Source organism: Streptococcus halitosis, from assembly GCF_003143695.2.
Lineage (GTDB): Bacteria > Bacillota > Bacilli > Lactobacillales > Streptococcaceae > Streptococcus > Streptococcus halitosis.
Window position 1 is genome coordinate 584,058 of the sequence record NZ_QEMY02000001.1, and the last position, 13,643, is coordinate 597,700.

Consider the following 13,643-nt stretch of genomic DNA (forward strand, 5'->3'; position numbering starts at 1 on the left):
GGAGCTGTTTTTTCTATGCTTTCTTTTCTTGATTTTTAGAAATACTGCGATTTTTACCTTCAAGATACACCATCAAAATAGAAATATCTGCTGGGTTTACACCAGAGATACGGCTGGCTTGGCCGATAGTTTCTGGATTGATAAGTTTGAACTTCTGACGAGCTTCTGTCGCGATAGAATCAATATCATCCCAATCAATATTGGCTGGAATGCGTTTTTCTTCCATGCGTTTCATCTTGGCAACCTGATCCATGGCTTTAGAAATATAGCCTTCGTACTTGATTTCTGTTTCAATCAATTCGATAATCTTGTCATCCAAGTCCTCGGCAGCTGGCCCGATGAAGGCCACCACATCTTGGTAAGAAACTTCTGGACGGCGAAGGAATTCTTTGGCTGTCACCGCATCTGTCAACGGCTTGAAGCCCATCTCCTCAACCTTAGCATTGGTTTCCTTGACTGGCTTGAGTTTGATACTGTCTAGGCGCTTCATCTCATTTTCAAATTGATTTTTCTTGATTTCAAAGCGAGCCCAACGTTCATCATCCACAAGACCAATCTCGCGTCCCATCTCTGTCAAGCGCATATCGGCATTGTCATGACGGAGGATGAGACGGTATTCAGCACGACTGGTCAAGAGACGATAGGGTTCAATGGTTCCCTTGGTCACCAAGTCGTCAATCATCACCCCGATATAACCGTCACTGCGCTTCAAAATCAACTCAGGCTTGCCTTGGATTTTCAGAGCCGCATTAATACCAGCGATAATCCCTTGGCCAGCAGCTTCTTCGTATCCTGATGTACCATTAGTCTGACCAGCAGTGAAGAGCCCCGAGATTTTCTTGGTTTCCAGAGTCGCACGCAACTGGTGAGGTAAGACCATGTCGTACTCAATGGCATAACCAGTTCGCATCATCTCAGCATTTTCCAGACCTTTAATGGAATGAACCAGCTCGCGTTGGACATCTTCAGGCAGACTGGTTGAAAGTCCTTGAACATAAACTTCCTCTGTATTGCGTCCTTCTGGCTCAAGGAAGAGTTGGTGACGTTCCTTATCCGCAAAGCGCACAATTTTATCCTCAATCGATGGACAGTAACGAGGTCCTACTCCCTTAACCACACCTGTAAACATAGGTGCACGGTGGAGATTGTTTTGGATAATCTCATGACTGGTACCATTGGTGTAGGTCAACCAACATGGCACCTGGTCCTTGACATAGTCTTCATCACGTGACGTGTATGAGAAGTGATTAGGCGCTTCGTCTCCTGGCTGAATCTCTGTCACATCATAGTTGATAGATGAAGCCTTGACACGTGGAGGGGTTCCTGTCTTGAAACGACCAATTTCGAGTCCCAGTTCCTTGAGATTGTCAGCAAGGTTAATAGAAGCTAGGCTGTGGTTAGGACCTGACGAATACTTGAGATCCCCGATGATGATTTCCCCGCGGAGGGCAGTCCCCGTTGTCACAATTACAGCCTTAGCAGCATACTCTTGATGGGTCGCCGTCCGCACACCAACAACCTTACCATCTTCCACCAAAATCTCATCAATCATGGTTTGACGGAGGGTCAGATTTTCTTGATTTTCAACTGTCTTGCGCATTTCCTTAGAGTAAAGCTCCTTGTCAGCCTGCGCACGAAGGGCGCGAACAGCAGGTCCTTTCCCTGTGTTGAGCATCTTCATCTGGATGTAAGTCTTGTCAATATTCTTGGCCATTTCACCACCGAGGGCATCGACTTCACGCACAACAATCCCCTTGGCAGAACCACCGATCGAAGGGTTACAAGGCATGAAAGCCAGCATTTCGATGTTGATGGTTGCAAGCAAGACCTTACAGCCCATACGGCTGGCAGCCAAGGAAGCCTCAACCCCCGCGTGTCCCGCACCGATTACAATAATATCGTATTCTTCCGTAAAATTATAAGTCATTTTCTCTCCTATTCCTCAAGATGAATGTGTCTTAGTTGGCCGTCCCAATCCGGCAGGGCTGTTTTTAAAAAAGCTGGAACGAGCTGGATATTCTGGAGCTGATCCAAATCAATCCACTCACAAGGCTGCCTTTTTTCATCTTCCTGCATGGTCAATGGGGCATCCTCAAGCAAGTTCACCAGATAATGAAACTCGATGTTGTGATAGGAAACACCGTCCTGTTCAAAACGATTTTCAACCACGAAAGCTAGCTGACCAGCTTGAGCTTTGACACCCAGTTCTTCCCTCACTTCGCGGACTACCGCGTCTTCCGTGCTTTCATTGACTTGAATCGCACCGCCAATAGTGTAATACTTGCCCTTGTCTTTGGTAACTAGGAGCTTGCGATTTTGGAGAATCAAGGCTGTCGCCCGAACACCAAAAACAGTATTTCCCACTTTTGTCCGAAAGTCTTGTTGAGTCATTTTTATCCTTTCCCTTAAACGACACAAAAACAGTCAAAACTCGTAAGAAGTGCAGGACAAAAAAGCCTGCAACATCCATGAGCTTTGACCATCATTTCTATTGCTTTTATTATTGTAGCAAATTGAGAAAATTTGTCAATCTAAATGTACTGACAAACTTGTCCATTACGGTAGGCATTGTCAATCAAGCCACCACCGAGACACTCTTCGCCATCGTAAAAGACAACGGCCTGTCCTGGTGTGATGGCGCGTTGCGGTTCCGCAAAGATGACCTCTGCCTTGTCTCCTTTGACATGAACAGTCACCTTTGAATCCGGCTGACGGTAGCGGAATTTAGCCGTGCATTCGAGCGTGAATTCCTCTGGCATGTCACGAGTAAAGTGAACTTGACTGGCCTCTAGGCTGGTTGACATGAGCGAATCATGGTAGAAACCTTGGCCGACATAGAGGATATTCTTGCTGAGGTCTTTTCCGACAACGAACCAAGGGGCATTGTCACCGCCGTGTTGTCCACCGATACCAAGTCCGCCACGCTGACCGATTGTATAATACATCAGACCTGCATGCTCACCCATATCGCGACCATCCACAGTCATCATGCGACCAGGCTGAGCTGGCAGGTAGTTACTGAGGAAGTTTTTAAAGTTCTTTTCTCCGATAAAGCAAATCCCTGTCGAGTCTTTCTTCTTAGCAGTCGCGAGGCCTGCTTCTTCTGCTAGTTTTCGTACTTCAGGCTTTTCCAAATGCCCCAGTGGGAACATGGTTTTTTGGAGTTGTTCCTGCGAAAGTTGACTGAGGAAATAGGTCTGATCCTTGCCATTGTCCACGCCACGAAGCATGTGAACGATGCCATCCTCATCACGCGCCACTCGGGCATAATGCCCAGTCGCTACATAGTCTGCTCCCAAGGTCATGGCATAGTCCAGAAAGGCCTTGAACTTGATTTCCTTGTTGCACATAACATCTGGATTTGGCGTGCGCCCTGCACGGTATTCCGCTAGGAAATACTCAAAAACGCGGTCCCAGTACTCTTTTTCAAAATTAACAGAGTAGTAAGGAATGCCGATCTGGTCTGCCACTGCAGCCACATCCTTGTAATCTTCGGTCGCCGTACAGACGCCGTTTTCATCTGTGTCGTCCCAGTTCTTCATGAAGATACCGATCACATCGTAGCCCTGCTCCTTGAGCAAGAGAGCCGTCACCGACGAATCAACACCACCACTCATCCCCACGACAACACGTGTTTTAGAGTTATCACTCATGGTAAGTCTCCCATCTATTCGTTTATTCATACCCTTCAAAATTCTATTTATTATGACTTTCAATAGAATTTCTTTGAGTATAGTCTTTTCGTTTGCTTTTAGGAGTAAAATGGTCTGGGAGACCATTTTAGCCTATCATCTTAAAATGAAAATATGATAGGCAACGAGTCGCAGACATAACTCGAGTTAGGTAAGACGAGTTAACGACGTAATAAAAGATAAACGAAATGACTAATTCACGATTGAAGGTCGTGTGTGCTTCACGATTGAAGGTCGCTTGAGCAGTATTCATTATAACACGCTTGGTTGGAGAAGACAAGAAAGAGGCTGATAAATCATCTCAACCTCTCTTTCTTACTTTGCAAACGAATCAATTTTTCCCTTTAAGTTCTTTCTTTGCTTGTTCTATCTGGTATTTCACTTGCTCAAAGCCGGTTCCTCCTAAGGAATTCCGTCTCTGAACAGCAGTTTCTGGGCGCAAGTAGATATAAATATCCTCTTCAATCAAGGGATGGTAGGCTTGTAACTCCTCCAAATCCCAATCTTGGATGTTTTTACCATGCTTGATAGAGTCTAGAACTAATTTCCCTACTATTTCATGCGCTTCTCTAAAGGGGAGGCCTTTTTCAGCTAAATAATCTGCCAGTTCGGTCGCATTCGAAAAATCATTCTCTGTAGATTGCTGCATTTTGGCCTTATTAACCTGCATGTTCGATAGCATACCTGCCAACACATCCAGAGAATTCAAAATCGTGTCTACTGTATCAAACATGCCTTCCTTGTCCTCTTGCAAATCCTTATTGTAGGCCAGAGGCAAAGACTTCATGACGGTCAATAGCCCAAGCAAGTGCCCGTAAACCCGTCCTGACTTCCCTCGAATCAATTCCGCCATATCAGGATTTTTCTTCTGGGGCATGATAGATGAACCCGTTGAGAAGCTATCAGACAAGCTAATGTACTGATACTCAAAACTGCACCAATTGATGATTTCTTCACAAAAGCGGCTCATATGCATCATCAAAATGCTGGCATTTGATAGAAATTCTAAGATGAAATCACGGTCACTCACTGCGTCCAAGGAATTGGTATAGGGTTGTTGGAAACCCAATAAATCACTCGATAATTGACGATCGATTGGAAAAGTTGTCCCCGCCAATGCAGCCGCACCCAGGGGAGATAGGTCCGTATGTTTCAAGTTAAATGCAAAGCGCTCGCTATCCCTTTGAAACATATTGTAATAAGCCATGAGATGGTGGGCAAAACTAATTGGTTGGGCGTGCTGTAAATGGGTATAGCCTGGCATGATGGTTTCCACATGTTTTTCAGCCAAATCCAGCAAAACACTGTTCAGATTCGCCAACTTATACAAGATATGGCCAAGCTGCTCCTTTAGATATAAGTGCATATCTGTTGCGACTTGGTCATTCCGAGAACGAGCCGTGTGCAGTTTCCCAGCCAGAGGACCGATTTTCTCTGTCAGCAACACTTCCATATTCATATGAATATCTTCATTTGCAATATCAAAATGAAGCTCTCCTGCCTCTAAATCTCGCAACAAAGCTTGCAGACCATCTTGGATCTGCTCTGCCTCTTCCAAACTTAAAATGCCAGTCTGTCCTAGCATTTGAACATGAGCTAGGGAACCCATCAAATCAAATTTTGCCAGCTGGTGGTCAAAGGAAATACTTGCACCGAACTGCTCTACCCAATCTTCCACAGTGCCTTCAAATCGACCACCCCATAATTTTGTATTTTTCGGCATATCCTGTCGTCCCTTTCTATCTCGTCACTACTCAACATTTTTCTGAACTTCTGAATAAACCTTAGTCGGAAGCCCCCAAAGCTTGATAAATCCAACAGCTGCATCTTGGTCAAAAGTATCCGCACTAGTATAAGTCGCCAAATTTTCATCGTAAAGAGAATTTGAAGATTTCCGAGCCACTACCTGAGCATTCCCCTTATAGAGTTTAACTTTTGCAGTTCCATTGACAACTTTCTGTGTCTCCTTGATATAGGCAATCAAAGCCTGAGTTGCTGGGCTAAACCACAAGGCATTATAGATGAGATTGGACAACTCATTTTCGATAATAGGTTTGAAATGAGCCACTTCTCTCACAAGAGTCAAGTCCTCAATCTCCTTATGAGCTGCCAATAAAGTCACAGCACCTGGGCACTCATAAATCTCTCTTGACTTAATACCAACTAGGCGATTTTCCACATGGTCAATACGACCAACACCGTGTTTGCCTGCAATTTCATTGAGCTTTTGAATCAAATCCGCCACTTTCATCTTCTCACCATTGAGGGAGATGGGTACCCCACAGCTAAACTCAATGTCAATAAATTCAGGACTGTCTGGCGCCTCTTCTGGCGAAGATGTGATTCCAAATGCTTCTTCTGGCGCTTGGTTCCAAGGGTTTTCCAAGACACCACATTCATTTGCACGTCCCCAAAGATTTTGATCGACAGAGTAAGGATTGTCAAGGTCAGCAGGAACTGGAACACCGTTTTCTTTGGCATATTGGATTTCTTCTTCACGAGACCATTTCCACTCACGAACAGGCGCAACTACTTTTAAATTGGGATCCAAAGCTGCAATAGAGACTTCAAACCGAACTTGGTCGTTTCCCTTGCCTGTACAACCATGGGCAATTGTGGTTGCCCCCGTCTGATGAGCTATTTCAACGAGTTTTTTTGAAATAAGAGGGCGACTCAGAGCAGATATCAAGGGGTACTTTTGTTCGTAGTAGGCATGAGCCTGAAGGGCCACTAAAACATAGTCATTAGCAAATTCTTCCTTAACATCAATGACATAAGACTCTACAGCCCCAACCTTGAGAGCTTTATCATGGATGAACTCCAAATCTTTTCCTTCACCCACATCCATACAAACAGCGATCACATCATAGTCTTTTTTTAACCATGTAATAGCAACTGATGTATCCAATCCACCTGAATAGGCTAAAATGACTTTTTCCTTACTCATTTCTCTTCCTTCTTTCTATTTTTCGATAGAGGCTTTAAAAGCATCGTCAATCAATTTGTCCAACTCCCCAGAATCCTTCAACTTCTGGATGGTTTTGTCAATCGCCTCTTTTAATTCTTTACTGTCTTTTTTCATCGCAACAGCGTAGGAATCTTCTTTGTCATTGTCAAAATCAAACTCAGCGATGGCTAGGTCTGGATTATTCTCTACAAATCCTTTCGCCACTGGTTCCTCAAAGATAACCGCATCCAGTTGCCCTGATTTCAAATCTGTTATCAAATTTCCATTTTTAGGAAGTGAAACGAGAGAAGAATCCTGCAAGGTTTCTTTGGCCAGAGTTTCCTGGATAGAACCTTTCTGCGCTCCAACCTTTTTCTGAGCCAAATCCTTGACTGATTGGTAATTCGTTAATTCAGATTTTCTTACGATAACCTTATTTTTCGAAGTGTAGTAGGGAATTGAAAAATCGTAAACTTGACTTCTCTCCTCCGTTTTAGAAACACCTGATATGGCAAGATCGGCCTTACCTGAATCAAGACTAGCCAGTACATTGTCAAAACTCATTGGAGAGAACTCCACTTCTACACCTAGTTCCTTTGCGATGGCTTTGGCTAGCTCAACATCTGAACCTACAATCTGATTTTTCCCATCAACCAATTTCTGATATTCAAATGGAGCAAACTCTGGATTTAGGGCCACCACCAATTTTCCTTTAGCCTTAATGGCTTCAACACCTTGGGACTGACTGTTACTACAAGCAAACAATAAGGGAAACATAAGCAAACCAAACATCGTCATCAACACCTTCTTCACTTTATTCATAGAAGAGCCTCCTTTTATTTTTATACTTCATTATTGTATAAATAATACTCCTCTCATTTTCGTTTGTCAAGAAAAAACTGTATTTTATTTCATTTAAATCAAGAAAAAACTCATTATATGATATATTTTTACATATAATAAGCTTATTTATACTATTTGAGTTTTAAAACAATTTGAAAAATTTAGCCAAAATTATACAAATAGAGCATTGCTGAGAAGATCCTTACACTTTTTGTTATAGAGAAACAAAAAAGAGCCCTAAAGGACTCTTGTATTCTTAATACCAACCGTTGTTAAGCCAGAAGTTCTTGGCAGCTGTCCATGAACCATAACGTCCTGCAACGTAGGCATCTGCTACACGTTCTTGGTTTTCAGCTGAGTAGTCACCGTTCAAGTATGAATCTGTCAATTGGTAACGTCCGATGTATTGGCCGTTTGTAGCTGTGTAGCTACCACCTGATTCTTTTTGAGCGATCCATTCTTTGGCTTCTGCTTCAGAACCACTTACAGTAGAAGCTGCTGCAGTGTTGCTTTCTGCTGCTGGCGCTTCATAAGTTGTAGTTGCAGCTGGAGATTCTTCAACAGTTTCTGTAGCTACTGGAGCTGTTTCTTCCGTTGTCGCAGCTGGTGCTGCAGTAGAAGCTGTTCCTTCGATGACCAAAACTTGGTCAACATAGATAAGGTGAATATCTTTGATATTGTTTTTTGCTGCTAATTTTTCAGCAGTCGTGTTGTACTTCTCAGCGATTTCTGAAAGAGTATCACCTGATTTAACAGTGTAAGTTACAGTTTCTTGCGCAGAGGCAAGAGCTGGGGCAAAGAAAGCAAGCAAAGCTGCTACTCCTGCGATAGTTATTTTGATTTTTTTAGTTGTTAATGACATATCTAAAAATTCTCCTTCCATTGAATATATCTATGATACCTTTTAAATGTTACCGTTGTTTAACGGTTATATGTAGAAATATTACAAAAATGTTTTATATTTACCGTTTTAAGGAGCGTTTTGTCACAAAAGACCTTATTTTATACTATCTTTAATCATTTTAAGCTTTTGATAAGGGAAACAAGCGCAGAGGTCCATTCTTTGATATAATAGTTATAAGAATCTTTATAAGGGGAAACAGATGCAATCACTTCGTTTTCAATCTGTCTTTGATATTATCGGACCAGTCATGATTGGCCCATCAAGTAGCCACACAGCTGGAGCTGTTCGTATTGGAAAAATCGTCTCCTCCATCTTTGACGATACGCCGACAGAAGTCGAATTCCAATTATTTAATTCATTTGCTAAGACCTACCGTGGCCATGGAACTGACCTTGCTCTCGTCGCTGGTATATTAGGTATGGATACGGACGATCCTGACATTCCAAATAGCCTAGAGATTGCCCATAAACGCGGTATCAAGATTGTCTGGACCATTCAGAAAGACAGCAACGCTCCTCACCCTAATACCACTAAAATTACTGTGAAGAATGAACACAAATCCATTAGTGTGACAGGAATTTCCATCGGTGGAGGAAATATCCAAGTTACGGAACTTAACGGCTTTGCTGTCTCTCTCAACATGAACACACCAACCATTATCATCGTACATCAGGATGTTCCAGGTATGATTGCCCATGTTACTGAAGCCCTCTCTCGTTTCGATATCAACATCGCTCAGATGAATGTGACTCGAGAAAAAGCTGGAGAAAAAGCCATCATGATTATCGAAGTCGATAGTCGAAGTTGCGAAGAGGCGATTGAAGAAATTCGAAAAATCCCTCATCTCCACAATGTCAATTTCTTTAAGTAGGAGGAAACATGTTTTATTCTATCAAAGAATTGGTCGAGCAGGCGGATCTAGACTTCCAAGGAAATGTCGCAGAACTCATGATTGCGACAGAATATCAATTAACCGGTCGAGAACGTGCAGAAGTTCTCCTCCTCATGGAACGCAATCTAGAAGTCATGAAAGCCTCTGTCGAGCTCGGTCTCAGTGAAAACAAATCCCGTAGTGGCCTAACGGGTGGAGATGCGGCCAAACTAGATCGCCATCTCAAAAGTGGCAAGGCCTTGTCTGACTTTACCATCCTATCAGCAGCCCGTAATGCCATCGCGGTCAATGAACACAATGCGAAAATGGGTTTGGTCTGTGCCACTCCAACCGCAGGAAGTGCTGGCTGTCTGCCAGCCGTTCTAACTGCTGCTATACAAAAATTAGATCTTAGTCACGAAGAACAGCTGGATTTCCTCTTTGCTGCTGGTGCCTTTGGACTAGTCATCGCAAACAATGCCTCTATCTCAGGTGCTGAAGGTGGCTGTCAGGCCGAAGTTGGCTCTGCCTCTGCCATGAGTGCCGCAGCCTTGACCTTGGCTGCAGGTGGAAGCCCCTATCAGGCTAGTCAAGCTATCGCCTTTGTCATTAAAAATATGCTGGGCCTCATCTGCGATCCCGTTGCTGGTTTGGTCGAAGTTCCCTGTGTCAAACGCAATGCCATGGGGGCTAGCTTTGCCTTTATCGCGGCTGATATGGCCTTGGCAGGTATCGAGTCTAAAATTCCTGTTGACGAAGTCATCGATGCCATGTATCAGGTCGGATCAAGCCTCCCAACTGCCTTTCGTGAAACAGCTGAGGGCGGACTCGCCGCCACACCTACTGGTCGTCGCCTACAAAAAGAAATCTTCGGAGAATAAGCTTATCTATATCTATTAGGAGAAACTATGCCCTCTATCTCAGCAATCTTTTTTGATCTAGACGGAACCCTGGTTGACAGTTCCATCGGAATCCACAATGCCTTTACCTATACCTTTGAACAACTAGGAGTTCTAAGCCCCGATGCCAAAACCATCCGTGGTTTCATGGGACCACCACTTGAAAGTAGTTTTGCAACATGTCTTCCCAAGGAACAAATCTCGGAAGCCGTTCAAATCTATCGTTCTTACTACAAGAAAAAAGGGATCCACGAAGCCCAACTCTTCCCCCGAATAACGGAATTACTCCAAGAACTTTCACAAAACTACCCTCTCTACATCACTACAACAAAGAATACTCCTACTGCTCATGATATGACTAAAAATCTGGGAATCCATCATTTCTTTGATGGCATTTATGGTTCCAGTCCTGAAACACCTCACAAGGCTGATGTCATCCGTTATGCCTTGCAAACGCATCGACTCCCTGCAGACCAAGTCCTTATCATCGGGGATACCAAGTTTGATATGATTGGAGCCCAAGAAACTAGCATTAAAAAGTTTGCTGTTACTTGGGGATTTGGAGAAGAGGCTGATTTGCTCAGCTATCAACCTGACTGGATTGCCCATACCATTGACGATATCATTAAGCAACTGTAAATAATACAACGATTTGAAATTACAGAGTAAAAAGGCCAAGGTCCTGTACAAACAGAACCCTGGCCTTTTATTTATAATTAGTTGGGTGCTCTTACTCAACGTGAGTTGTCTCATTTGCAAAGGAAATAATTGCTTCTTTGAGCTCATCTCCACTGAGTGAACGGAATTCTTCAATCTTTTGATCGATGGCTTCTAGAGGCATGACGTTAACCTTACCAACGAAAATCTTATCCATGACTTGGTTATCAACCAATTCGGTCGAAACCAAGAGTTCTTCATAGAGTTTTTCGCCTGGGCGAATACCGACTTCAACGATTGGAATTTCACTTTCTGTGTGCCCGCTTAGAAGGACCATTTTCTTAGCCAAGTCGTAGATCTTAACTGGTTTGCCCATGTCAAGGATAAAGACTTCTCCGTCCTTAGCATAAGCACCAGCATGGATGACCAGACGGCTAGCCTCTGGAATAGTCATGAAGTAACGTGTCATACGGAAGTCTGTCACCGTTACAGGACCACCTTCAGCAATCTGACGTTCAAAGACAGGAATCACACTACCACGGCTACCAAGAACATTCCCAAAACGAACTGCACAGTAGGTTGATTTACTACGTTGGTTAAAGCCAGTAACAATCAACTCTGCCACGCGCTTAGTCGCACCCATAACATTCGGTGGATTCACCGCCTTGTCTGTCGAAATCATGACCATCTTAGGCACCTTGGCTGCATCAACAGCTTTGGCAACATTGTAGGTCCCGAGGATATTGTTCTTGAAGGCTTCTTTTGGATTGCGCTCCATCATTGGAACATGTTTGTGGGCTGCAGCATGGTAGATGATAGCTGGTTTGTACTGTTCAAACACTTGTAAAAGACGATCATAATCCTGAATATCTGCAATGACAGGAACATAATCAATCCCTTGGAATTTACGAATCAACTCATGATAAATAAGGTAGATTGAATTTTCACCATGTCCAAGCAAGACGATACGCTCTGGGTTGAAGCGGCTAATCTGGCGACAAATCTCCGAACCAATCGAACCACCAGCTCCTGTCACCAAGATGGTCTTACCTGTAATTTCTGCCCCCAGACGTGATTCGTCAAGGCGAATTTCCTGACGGCCCAAAAGGTCTGTGATATCAATTTTTTGGAAACCACTACCCGATTGATGTAAACCTTGAACAACTGTCTCAACTTTAGGCATCTTGTAACATTTGACACCTAGTTTATTACACATCTGCAAGATACGTTCATACTCTGATGGATCGAGCGAAGGGATTGCTACGATAACACGCTCAATTTGGTGACGTTTGGCCAATTCAGGTAGATTGTCATAAGAGCCTAGGACTGGGATTCCACCTAGTTTCTGCCCTTTTTTCTTTTCATCATTGTCCAAAATCCCCACTATCTCAAGCTCACTGGTTGGATGTTGGTAGCTATTCATAAAGAGGGCACCACCATCTCCCGCACCAATCAAGAAGGTACGGCGATGCTCTCCATCTCCACTACCCTTTTTACGTTTAGAATAAATCAACTGCCAGGTGATGCGAGGAAGCAAGATGAGGAAGGTACTCAACAAAATGAAGAGCACGATGAAACGGATAGAAAATAATGGAAGAAAGGCATAGCAGATTCCATAAGAAAGAACACTACTGAGTGTCACTCCAAAAAAGATTTTCATAAAATCCGTAATCTTACTGTAGCGACTAATACTAGCATTCAGCCCCCAAAATGCAATTATGATTTGATAGAGAAGGAAGGCTAAAAGAGTATAGATCACATAGTCCACAGGCGCAGGATTTATAAGGCCATAAAACAAGATATAAGATACGATGATGGAAACCACCATACTCAGAATATCAAATATCCCCCAAAATACTTGTTTTTGCTGTTTATTTAAAATTTCAACCAGATCAATCACGTAATCTGTTAGTTTTTTATTCATAGGAATTTACTCCCCCTTAAAAGAGTCAAATGATACTATTGTTATGATAACCCGAATCGTTCAATCTATCAGGTCTTACTTGCTCTTTCTTAAAAGTTTGACAAAGATAAACTGACGTACAAAGCCTGGACAAAGTGCAACAATTGCCTGAATGAACATACTTTTAGCATATTCCATGTAAGAAATTTGCCCTCGCTGAAGCATCCGTTGGCGAGCTTGACGATAGAGTTTAAGGTAACGCAAGCCACCTCGACGCTCAAACATCCCTGCACCGACACGAACCTTACACAAGATTTGATCTAGGTTCCCAGTCTTGGCACCTGCAGCAATCATATTGAGCCAAAGGAGGTCATCCTCCATGTAAAGGCCATCTTCATAGTTGCCCGCCTTGAGGACCATGTCCTTTTTGAACATGACTGTCATATGGTTAAAGGCGCTTCTCATTCTCTGATAAGCCACAATGTCTGCATGCTGAGTTGGAACACGACGATAAGACACGATCTCATCTGGATTATCAATAAACTCTGCAATCTGCCCGCCTAAGAGATCGAGATTTTCTTTCTCCATTAGTTGAAGCTGTTTCTCAAAACGATCCGGAACGGCTAAATCATCCGTATCCATGCGGGCAATAATGTCATGCTGGCACTGCAAAACACCGTAACGAAGAGCCAAGCCTAAACCTTGATTTTGCTCTAAGGGGCACCGTTTCACTGGAATGTCTGACTGAGCTTCCACTTCATCTAGCACCTGATAGAGCTCAGGCGTGAGGGGCCCATCCTCAACAAGAACAAGTTCACTCGGTTTCAAGGTTTGATTTTGAACACTTTTGATAGCATCTCTCAAAAACGTCGGGTTTTCCTTTACATAGACCGACATCAAGACGCTGATTTTTTGCTTTTCAAGCAC

12 protein-coding genes are annotated in these 13,643 nt (G+C 43.3%); 3 read left to right on the plus strand and 9 right to left on the minus strand.

Annotated features, from left to right (window positions below; all coding sequences use genetic code 11):
• Positions 1-13: 13 nt before the first annotated feature.
• The 7 genes from mnmG to apf form a co-directional block, all read right to left on the minus strand.
• Positions 14-1,927 carry a tRNA uridine-5-carboxymethylaminomethyl(34) synthesis enzyme MnmG gene (gene mnmG / locus DB729_RS02945; protein WP_109289577.1) on the minus strand — a complete coding sequence of 638 codons (1,914 nt, stop codon included), beginning with the start codon at positions 1,925-1,927 and terminating at the stop codon, positions 14-16.
• An 8-nt stretch (positions 1,928-1,935) separates the two neighbouring features.
• A complete protein-coding gene (locus DB729_RS02950) occupies positions 1,936-2,391 on the minus strand; it encodes an NUDIX hydrolase (RefSeq protein WP_165442218.1) in 456 nt (151 codons plus the stop codon).
• Between the two features lie 140 nt (positions 2,392-2,531).
• Entirely contained in the window at positions 2,532-3,653 is a 1,122-nt protein-coding gene (gene mnmA / locus DB729_RS02955) for a tRNA 2-thiouridine(34) synthase MnmA (protein WP_109289575.1), read from the minus strand.
• A 370-nt stretch (positions 3,654-4,023) separates the two neighbouring features.
• The gene (gene argH, locus DB729_RS02965; RefSeq protein ID WP_109289573.1) at positions 4,024-5,415 is read right to left on the minus strand and encodes an argininosuccinate lyase; all 1,392 of its coding nucleotides are present in this window, start codon (positions 5,413-5,415) and stop codon (positions 4,024-4,026) included.
• Between the two features lie 27 nt (positions 5,416-5,442).
• Positions 5,443-6,639 carry an argininosuccinate synthase gene (locus DB729_RS02970; RefSeq protein ID WP_109289572.1) on the minus strand — a complete coding sequence of 399 codons (1,197 nt, stop codon included), beginning with the start codon at positions 6,637-6,639 and terminating at the stop codon, positions 5,443-5,445.
• A 15-nt stretch (positions 6,640-6,654) separates the two neighbouring features.
• Entirely contained in the window at positions 6,655-7,461 is an 807-nt protein-coding gene (locus tag DB729_RS02975; protein ID WP_096421527.1) for an ABC transporter substrate-binding protein, read from the minus strand.
• Positions 7,462-7,738: 277 nt separating this feature from the next.
• Complete coding sequence (apf, locus tag DB729_RS02980; RefSeq protein WP_109289571.1) at positions 7,739-8,344, minus strand: aggregation-promoting factor; 606 nt, start codon at positions 8,342-8,344, stop codon at positions 7,739-7,741.
• A gap of 241 nt (positions 8,345-8,585) precedes the next feature.
• On the opposite strand from apf, the gene sdaAB reads away from it, so the two are divergent.
• Genes sdaAB through DB729_RS02995 form a run of 3 tightly spaced genes read left to right on the plus strand, consistent with a single transcriptional unit; the run spans position 8,586 to position 10,795 of the window.
• Positions 8,586-9,257, plus strand: a complete 672-nt coding sequence (gene sdaAB / locus DB729_RS02985; RefSeq protein WP_057488864.1) for an L-serine ammonia-lyase, iron-sulfur-dependent subunit beta — start codon at positions 8,586-8,588, stop codon at positions 9,255-9,257.
• A gap of 8 nt (positions 9,258-9,265) precedes the next feature.
• Entirely contained in the window at positions 9,266-10,138 is an 873-nt protein-coding gene (sdaAA, locus tag DB729_RS02990) for an L-serine ammonia-lyase, iron-sulfur-dependent, subunit alpha (protein WP_084877239.1), read from the plus strand.
• Positions 10,139-10,165: 27 nt separating this feature from the next.
• Complete coding sequence (locus DB729_RS02995; protein WP_109289570.1) at positions 10,166-10,795, plus strand: HAD hydrolase-like protein; 630 nt, start codon at positions 10,166-10,168, stop codon at positions 10,793-10,795.
• 91 nt (positions 10,796-10,886) lie between these two features.
• On the opposite strand, the gene DB729_RS03000 is transcribed toward DB729_RS02995, so the two are convergent.
• The gene (locus DB729_RS03000) at positions 10,887-12,737 is read right to left on the minus strand and encodes a polysaccharide biosynthesis protein (protein WP_084852812.1); all 1,851 of its coding nucleotides are present in this window, start codon (positions 12,735-12,737) and stop codon (positions 10,887-10,889) included.
• 75 nt (positions 12,738-12,812) lie between these two features.
• On the minus strand, positions 12,813-13,643 hold the full coding sequence (locus DB729_RS03005; protein ID WP_109289569.1) for a glycosyltransferase: 831 nt from the start codon (positions 13,641-13,643) through the stop codon (positions 12,813-12,815).

Excerpts from the sequence above, each read along its gene's own strand:
- mnmG (WP_109289577.1), bottom strand. The coding sequence starts at position 1,927 with ATGACTTATAATTTTACGGAAGAATACGATATTATTGTAATCGGTGCG.
- DB729_RS02950 (WP_165442218.1), bottom strand. The coding sequence starts at position 2,391 with ATGACTCAACAAGACTTTCGGACAAAAGTGGGAAATACTGTTTTTGGT.
- mnmA (WP_109289575.1), bottom strand. The coding sequence starts at position 3,653 with ATGAGTGATAACTCTAAAACACGTGTTGTCGTGGGGATGAGTGGTGGT.
- argH (WP_109289573.1), bottom strand. The coding sequence starts at position 5,415 with ATGCCGAAAAATACAAAATTATGGGGTGGTCGATTTGAAGGCACTGTG.
- DB729_RS02970 (WP_109289572.1), bottom strand. The coding sequence starts at position 6,639 with ATGAGTAAGGAAAAAGTCATTTTAGCCTATTCAGGTGGATTGGATACA.
- DB729_RS02975 (WP_096421527.1), bottom strand. The coding sequence starts at position 7,461 with ATGAATAAAGTGAAGAAGGTGTTGATGACGATGTTTGGTTTGCTTATG.
- apf (WP_109289571.1), bottom strand. The coding sequence starts at position 8,344 with ATGTCATTAACAACTAAAAAAATCAAAATAACTATCGCAGGAGTAGCA.
- sdaAB (WP_057488864.1), top strand. The coding sequence starts at position 8,586 with ATGCAATCACTTCGTTTTCAATCTGTCTTTGATATTATCGGACCAGTC.
- sdaAA (WP_084877239.1), top strand. The coding sequence starts at position 9,266 with ATGTTTTATTCTATCAAAGAATTGGTCGAGCAGGCGGATCTAGACTTC.
- DB729_RS02995 (WP_109289570.1), top strand. The coding sequence starts at position 10,166 with ATGCCCTCTATCTCAGCAATCTTTTTTGATCTAGACGGAACCCTGGTT.
- DB729_RS03000 (WP_084852812.1), bottom strand. The coding sequence starts at position 12,737 with ATGAATAAAAAACTAACAGATTACGTGATTGATCTGGTTGAAATTTTA.